This window comes from Brevundimonas sp., assembly GCF_036399195.1.
GTDB lineage: Bacteria > Pseudomonadota > Alphaproteobacteria > Caulobacterales > Caulobacteraceae > Brevundimonas.
In genome coordinates this window covers 1-5,855 of the sequence record NZ_DASWNO010000133.1, presented here as the reverse complement: position 1 = coordinate 5,855, position 5,855 = coordinate 1, and the positions used below count along the sequence as shown (strand labels likewise).

The following is a 5,855-nucleotide window of genomic DNA, read 5'->3' as shown; positions in this document are numbered from 1 at the left end:
CCTTCGCCGCAGGCCTGTTCGACGCCCGCACTGCGGCGATCCTGTCCGCCATCGTCATCCTGTCGATGGCCCTGACGCCGCTCCGGGTCATGCTGGCCGACCGGCTGCGCCCCGACGAGACGCTGTCGCCGGATGACGCCGACGGTGTCGATCGCGCCGACGGCCTGCGCGAGCGGGTGCTGATCATCGGCTTCGGCCGCTTCGCACAGGTGGTGTCGCAGCCGCTGCTGGCTCGGGACGTGGACGTCTCCATCATCGACACCGACGTCGAGATGATCCAGGCCGCCGGCAATTTCGGCTTCAAGGTCTATTACGGCGACGGCTCGCGCCTCGACGTGCTCCGGGCCTCGGGCGCGGAGAAGGCCGAGACCATCCTCGTCTGCGTCGACAAGCCCGAGGTCGCCGACCTGATCGTCGAGCGGGTGAAGGCCGAGTTCCCGCTAACCAAGCTGTTCGTCCGCGCCTACGACCGCGGCCACTCGTTGCGGCTGGTGCAGGCGGGCGTCGAATACCAGCTGCGCGAGACCTTCGAGAGCGCCCTGGTGTTCGGCTATCAGGTGCTGATCGACCTCGGCTTCCGGGCCGAGGAGGCCCGCGAGACCATCGACGACGTCCGCCGCCGCGACGAGGAGCGGTTCACCCTGCAGCTGTCGGGTGGGCTGAGCGCCGGGCGCTCGCTGATGCGCGGCAACCTGCGGACGCCGCAGCCGGCGCCGTATGTGAAGCCTCGCCGCGAGGGCAAGGCGCTCAACGAAGAGGCCGCCGAGGTGCTGGAAGAGGACGACGAACGCGAAAAGGCCGGCGTCTGACGACGCCGGCCCTCTGTCTCAGCCGTTGAACGCCTAGTTGGCGGACCGGAGCTGTTCCGCCATGCGCAGGTGGGCCTCGATCTTCGGGACCACGTTGCGGGCGTGGGCCGCCAGCGGCGAGTCCTGATCGGAGAAGCCGCGGTGCAGGGTCAGGGCCTCGTTGTGGGCCGCGATCTGCTGGTCGATGTAGGTCTGGTCGAAGGTCGCGGCGGACGCCGAGCGCAGGTTGTCGATCAGTCCCTGCCGGCGCTGGTCGAGCGCGGTCGGCGGGGTCATGTCCGGCGCGGCCTGCGGCAGCATCGCCTTCATGGCGTTGGAGGCGGCGGTGTGATCGGTCTTGATCATCTGGGCCATCTCCTTGACCCGGGCGTTCTGCGACCGCTCCAGCGCGATGTCGGCGGCCTGGATCTCGTACATGTCGGCCATGGCGGCGTTGGGCACATAGGCCGACACCATGTTCGACCCCATGGTCGCGGCCGACATCTGGCCGACGGGCGCCGCGGCCATGTCCTGAGCCTTGTCGACGGGTTCCGGGGTGCGTTCCTGGCAGGCGGCCAGCAGGGCGAGGCAGGCGGTTCCGGCGAGTAGCGGTCTGATCATGACGGTCTCCTTGTGGGGTTTGCCCCGAAACCGATTGCTGCGGCTCAGGTTCCACCGTTGGGATTCCGGACGCTTCCGGTGTAGAAGCCGCGCCCGATGGACCGCCGCCTCTCGATCGCGCCGATGATGGACTGGACCGACCGGCACTGCCGGGCGTTCCATCGCGCCCTGACGGCCCGGGCCCTGCTCTACACCGAGATGGTCACCGCCCCCGCTGTGCTGAACGGTGACCGCGAGCGGCTGCTGGGCTTCGACGCGGTCGAGCATCCGGTGGCCCTGCAACTGGGCGGCTCGGACCCGGCGCAACTGGCCGAGGCGGCGCGGATCGGCGAGGCCTTCGGCTATGACGAGATCAACCTGAACGTCGGCTGCCCCTCGGACCGGGTGCAGTCGGGCCGGTTCGGGGCCTGCCTGATGCGCGAGCCCGAACTGGTCGCCGACTGCATGGCGGCGATCAAGGGCGCGGTCAGCGTTCCCGCGACGGTCAAATGCCGCATCGGGGTGGACGACCAGGACCCGGCCGTCTCCCTGTTCGCCACCGTCGACGCCTGCGCCGCCGTGGGAATCGAGACCTTCATCGTCCACGCCCGCAAGGCGTGGCTGCAGGGCCTGTCGCCCAAGGAAAACCGGGACGTGCCGCCGCTTGACTACGCCCTGGTGCGCCGGCTGAAGCGCGAGCGGCCTGACCTGAGCATCAGCATCAACGGCGGGATCGCCTCGCTCGACGAGGCGGAGGCGCATCTGGACGACGCGGACGGGGTGCGGCTGGACGGCGTGATGCTGGGCCGCGCGGCCTATCACGAGCCGGCCATCCTCGGTCAGGCCGACCGGCGGCTGTTCGGCGCCGGCTCGCCGGACGTCGACGCCTTCGCCGCCATCGACCGCTACCGGCCCTATATGGCAGCCCGGCTGGCCGAGGGGGTGCATCTGGCGGCCATGACCCGGCACATGCTGGGGGTGATGCACGGCCGGGCGGGCGCGCGGGCGTTCCGGCGCATCCTCACCCTCGAGGGGGTGCGGCCCGGCGCGGGGCTAGAGGTTCTGGATCACGCCGTCGACGCTGTGCGCGAGGCGGAAACCCGTCTGGAGCGGAGCCGCGAAGCGGCCTGATGCATTAGCGTCACAGCGGCGGATCATCGTGGTGAACGGCCGCCGAGGCGCGGAACGCTCCGGCGCCGCTTCGCATTTCCTGCTAAGGAGATGGACTATGACGAACTCACCGACATCCAAACCTGACCTGCGCGTGGTCGCTGCGGAAGCCGAGGTCTACAATCTGATGCGCGCCCCGGAATCCACCTCGGAACGCGTCAAGCGCCTGCAGCTGGAAGCGCGTGCGCTGGCCGTCGAGCAGGTTGAAGCCCTGGAAGCCGTGCTGATGCAGGCCTCGAAGATGGCTCGGGATATCGCCGAGGGCGGAGACGCCTATCCGGTCGGCGCCCGTGAACTGGCCAGCCGCCTGGCCGCGGACCTGCCGACCAAGTCCGAAACCCTCAAGGCCATCGTCACCCGCACGTTCTGACCCTCTGCGGCCAGCGCGCTTGCGATAGCGGCCGGAAGGTTCGTCACGAAGGGCACGAAGAAGGTCCACAAAGGACACGAAGGGAGCGCGTCGTCGCTGTAAGCGGCGCCGTCTGCCTGTCTCGGGATCGCGGCTGCGCCGCGCTCTGTTGATCGAGGCGTCGCCTCGATCCTTCCATTCCTGTCCGTGAAGGGCGGGGTCGGTCGGCCGCACAGGACCCGTGGTGTCCTTTGTGGTTCTTCTTCGTGTTCTTTGTGACGAACCAGCCAGCGGCACAGCGGGCGCGGACCTAAGCGGGTGCGCGCCGGTCGCGGTCCCGGATGCGGCGCGCCAGCCGGAACACGACCACCGCCAGCGCGATCAGCACGATCGGGATCAGGATCGGCGCGAGGAAGGCGACGATCACCGTCAGGAACGCCAGCACGTCCTCGATCAATGACACGACCGGATTGCCCAGGCCTCCGGTCGTCGCCGTCGACCCGACCCGCACCCCCGTCTGCGCCGCGTTGAAGGCCAAGGCCGCCGGGGCGCCGACGATCAGCCCGGCGATGGCCGCCGCCGCCGGGTCGACGGCCCAGAACACGCTGCCCGCCGCGATGGCGCCGGCCACCGGTCGGGACACATAGCCCACGGCGTTGAGCGCGTGGTCCACCGCCGGGATCTTGTCCCCCGCGAACTCCGCCACCGCCGCCGTCGCAAGCGCCGCGATGGCGGGCCACGACACCAGCCAGTCCATCTGGTCGATCAGCCGTACGCCGAACATCTCGAAGCGGGCGGCCAGCGCCAGCATCAACAGGGGCAGGAAGGTCCGCAGACCGGTCGCCGAGGCCAGCCCCAGCCCCAGCAGGGCGGGCAGGATCCAGGTCTGCAGCGGCCCGGCGGCGGCTTCGACGGCGGACAGGTCAAGATCGGGCATCGGCGGGACTCCGTGGCGTCTGGCTTAACAATGCGCGGGAACGCATCGCCGCTCCACCGGCTTCTCCACGGTCCACTTCTAGGAGCCGCTCATGACCGACCGTTTCCAACCCCGCGCCGAAGAGATCGCCGAACAGGAACGCAGGATCCAGGCCGGGATCGATGCGAAGGCCGGCGGGGGCGACGACGAAACCAAGGGCGCGGTTCAAGCCGGCGCGCGCAAATACCCCGAGCCGCCCTTCCCGGAGCAACATCAGACCAAGCCCGGCGACGAGGCGGCGCTCGACCCCGCGCCGATGTACGACGCGCCGTTCTGGAAGGGCTCGGGCAAGCTGGAAGGCATGGCGGCCATCGTCACCGGCGGCGACAGCGGCATCGGCCGCTCGGTGGCCGTGCTGTTCGCCCGAGAGGGCTGCGATGTCGCCATCTGCCACCTCGACGAGGATCACGACGCCGAAACGACGAAGGCGGCCGTCGAAGCCGAGGGCCGCCGCGCCATCGTGCTGAAGGGCGACGCCGCCGACCCGGCCTTCTCGGAGATGGCGGTGCGGGCGACGCTGGACGCTTTCGGACGGCTGGACGTGGTGGTGCCCAACGCCGCCTTTCAGGAGCACGTCGAGGCGCTGGAAGACCTGACCCTCGAGCATTTCGACCGCACGCTGAAGACCAACCTCTACGGCTATTTCCACCTCGTGAAGGCCGCCGTGCCGCACATGAAGAGCGGCGGCTCGATCGTCATGACCGGCTCCGTCACCGGCATTCTCGGCAATGAGAACCTGCTCGACTATTCGATGACCAAGGGCGGCATCCACGCCTTCGCGCGGTCGCTGGGCACGCATCTGGCCCCGCGCGGCATCCGCGTGAACGTGGTCGCGCCGGGCCCGGTGTGGACGCCGCTGAACCCCGCCGATCAGCAGGCGGAAAAGGTGGCGCAGTTCGGCGCCAAGACGGTGATGAAACGCCCGGCCCAGCCGGAAGAGATCGCGCCGGCCTTCGTGTTCCTCGCCTCGCCCCAGTGCTCCAGCTTCATCACCGGCGAGGTTCTGCCGATCATCGGGGGGTACAACGGGGGGTGAGGCGGCGGGGCCGCGCTACCCGTTATCCGTCCTTCCGGGGCTGGCGCCGGCGCAGCCGGAGACAGAACCCGGAAACCAGAGGTCCGGGCACAGACCTGGACATCAGCAGGTTCAGCGAGCGCGGTCCCCTGGATTCCGGGTTCCGCTTCGCGGCCCCGGAAGGACGACTGCCGTGGGAGGAGGGCCTAAGCCTTCAGATCGTCGAACTCGGGATGCCGCTTCAGCCAGGCCACCGCATAGCCGCAGCGCGGCTGGAGCTTCAGCCGCTCGGCGCGGGCGTGCTCGGCCAGCGCCTGCATGAACCGCCCGGAGGCGCCCGTGCCGCGCAGGGCGGGATCGGCCTCGACGTGCAGGATGATCCGGGTGTCGCCCTGCACGGCGTAGTCCGCGAAGACGGTGCGGGTCTCGCCCTGTTCGTCGACGAACCCCTGCTCGAACCTCTGCTCGGATCGGACGTCGCGAAGGTCGGTCATCTCGGTCACCCGTGTCAGCCAGCGGACACAGCGAACACGGGAAACCGCGCGCTTGTTCCGGCCCGCGGGCGCGAATCCCGACGACTGTGTCCTCCGTGCCGCGCCCGACGGGTCAGGCCGCGCGGTCTCCGAGCAGGTTCATCAGGCCGATGATGCTCTTGATCGTGAACCAGATGGTCAGGAACAGCAGGCCCAGTCCCAGCACGATGGCGGCGGGAACGAGCACCAGCCCGAGCAGCGGCGCGACGGCGATGCTGGCGACGCAGACGGCGATCAGGATCCACAGCCCGATCGTCCACCAGAACACCGACCAGAACAGGCCGATCTGGGCGTCGATGTGCTGACGCGGCAGGCCCGTCGCGCCGTTCCGCGCGGCATAGGCCACAATCAGGCCGACGATGACCAGCAGGTTGGCGCTGGGCAGGGACAGGATGTAGAGGCCCCAGGCGATCATCGCCGCGGG

Annotated in this window: 8 protein-coding genes; 4 read left to right on the top strand and 4 right to left on the bottom strand. The window is 69.5% G+C overall.

Annotated features, from left to right (window positions below; translation table 11 throughout):
* The coding region (locus VGB60_RS06310; protein ID WP_331037415.1) for an NAD-binding protein at positions 1 to 809 on the top strand (809 nt) is incomplete at its 5' end.
* A gap of 33 nt (positions 810 to 842) precedes the next feature.
* Here the strand turns inward: VGB60_RS06310 and VGB60_RS06305 are convergent.
* Positions 843 to 1,409 (bottom strand): DUF4142 domain-containing protein, encoded by a 567-nt coding sequence (locus tag VGB60_RS06305; RefSeq protein WP_331037414.1) that lies wholly within the window; start codon positions 1,407 to 1,409, stop codon positions 843 to 845.
* 96 nt (positions 1,410 to 1,505) lie between these two features.
* Here VGB60_RS06305 and dusA point away from each other — a divergent pair, with 96 nt between their 5' ends.
* Positions 1,506 to 2,519 carry a tRNA dihydrouridine(20/20a) synthase DusA gene (dusA, locus tag VGB60_RS06300; protein WP_331037413.1) on the top strand — a complete coding sequence of 338 codons (1,014 nt, stop codon included), beginning with the start codon at positions 1,506 to 1,508 and terminating at the stop codon, positions 2,517 to 2,519.
* A gap of 97 nt (positions 2,520 to 2,616) precedes the next feature.
* A complete protein-coding gene (locus VGB60_RS06295; RefSeq protein ID WP_331037412.1) occupies positions 2,617 to 2,928 on the top strand; it encodes a hypothetical protein in 312 nt (103 codons plus the stop codon).
* A 289-nt stretch (positions 2,929 to 3,217) separates the two neighbouring features.
* Here VGB60_RS06295 and VGB60_RS06290 read toward each other — a convergent pair whose 3' ends face one another.
* Positions 3,218 to 3,844, bottom strand: a complete 627-nt coding sequence (locus VGB60_RS06290; protein ID WP_331037411.1) for a DUF4126 domain-containing protein — start codon at positions 3,842 to 3,844, stop codon at positions 3,218 to 3,220.
* Between the two features lie 91 nt (positions 3,845 to 3,935).
* On the opposite strand from VGB60_RS06290, the gene VGB60_RS06285 reads away from it, so the two are divergent.
* Positions 3,936 to 4,919, top strand: coding sequence for an SDR family oxidoreductase (locus VGB60_RS06285; protein WP_331037410.1), 984 nt, complete (start codon positions 3,936 to 3,938; stop codon positions 4,917 to 4,919).
* Positions 4,920 to 5,104: 185 nt separating this feature from the next.
* Here VGB60_RS06285 and VGB60_RS06280 read toward each other — a convergent pair whose 3' ends face one another.
* Together VGB60_RS06280 and VGB60_RS06275 are read right to left on the bottom strand one after the other, a co-directional pair.
* The gene (locus VGB60_RS06280) at positions 5,105 to 5,392 is read right to left on the bottom strand and encodes a GNAT family N-acetyltransferase (RefSeq protein WP_331037409.1); all 288 of its coding nucleotides are present in this window, start codon (positions 5,390 to 5,392) and stop codon (positions 5,105 to 5,107) included.
* 112 nt (positions 5,393 to 5,504) lie between these two features.
* Positions 5,505 to 5,855 (bottom strand): hypothetical protein (locus tag VGB60_RS06275; RefSeq protein ID WP_331037408.1); only part of this gene is annotated, 351 nt, incomplete at its 5' end.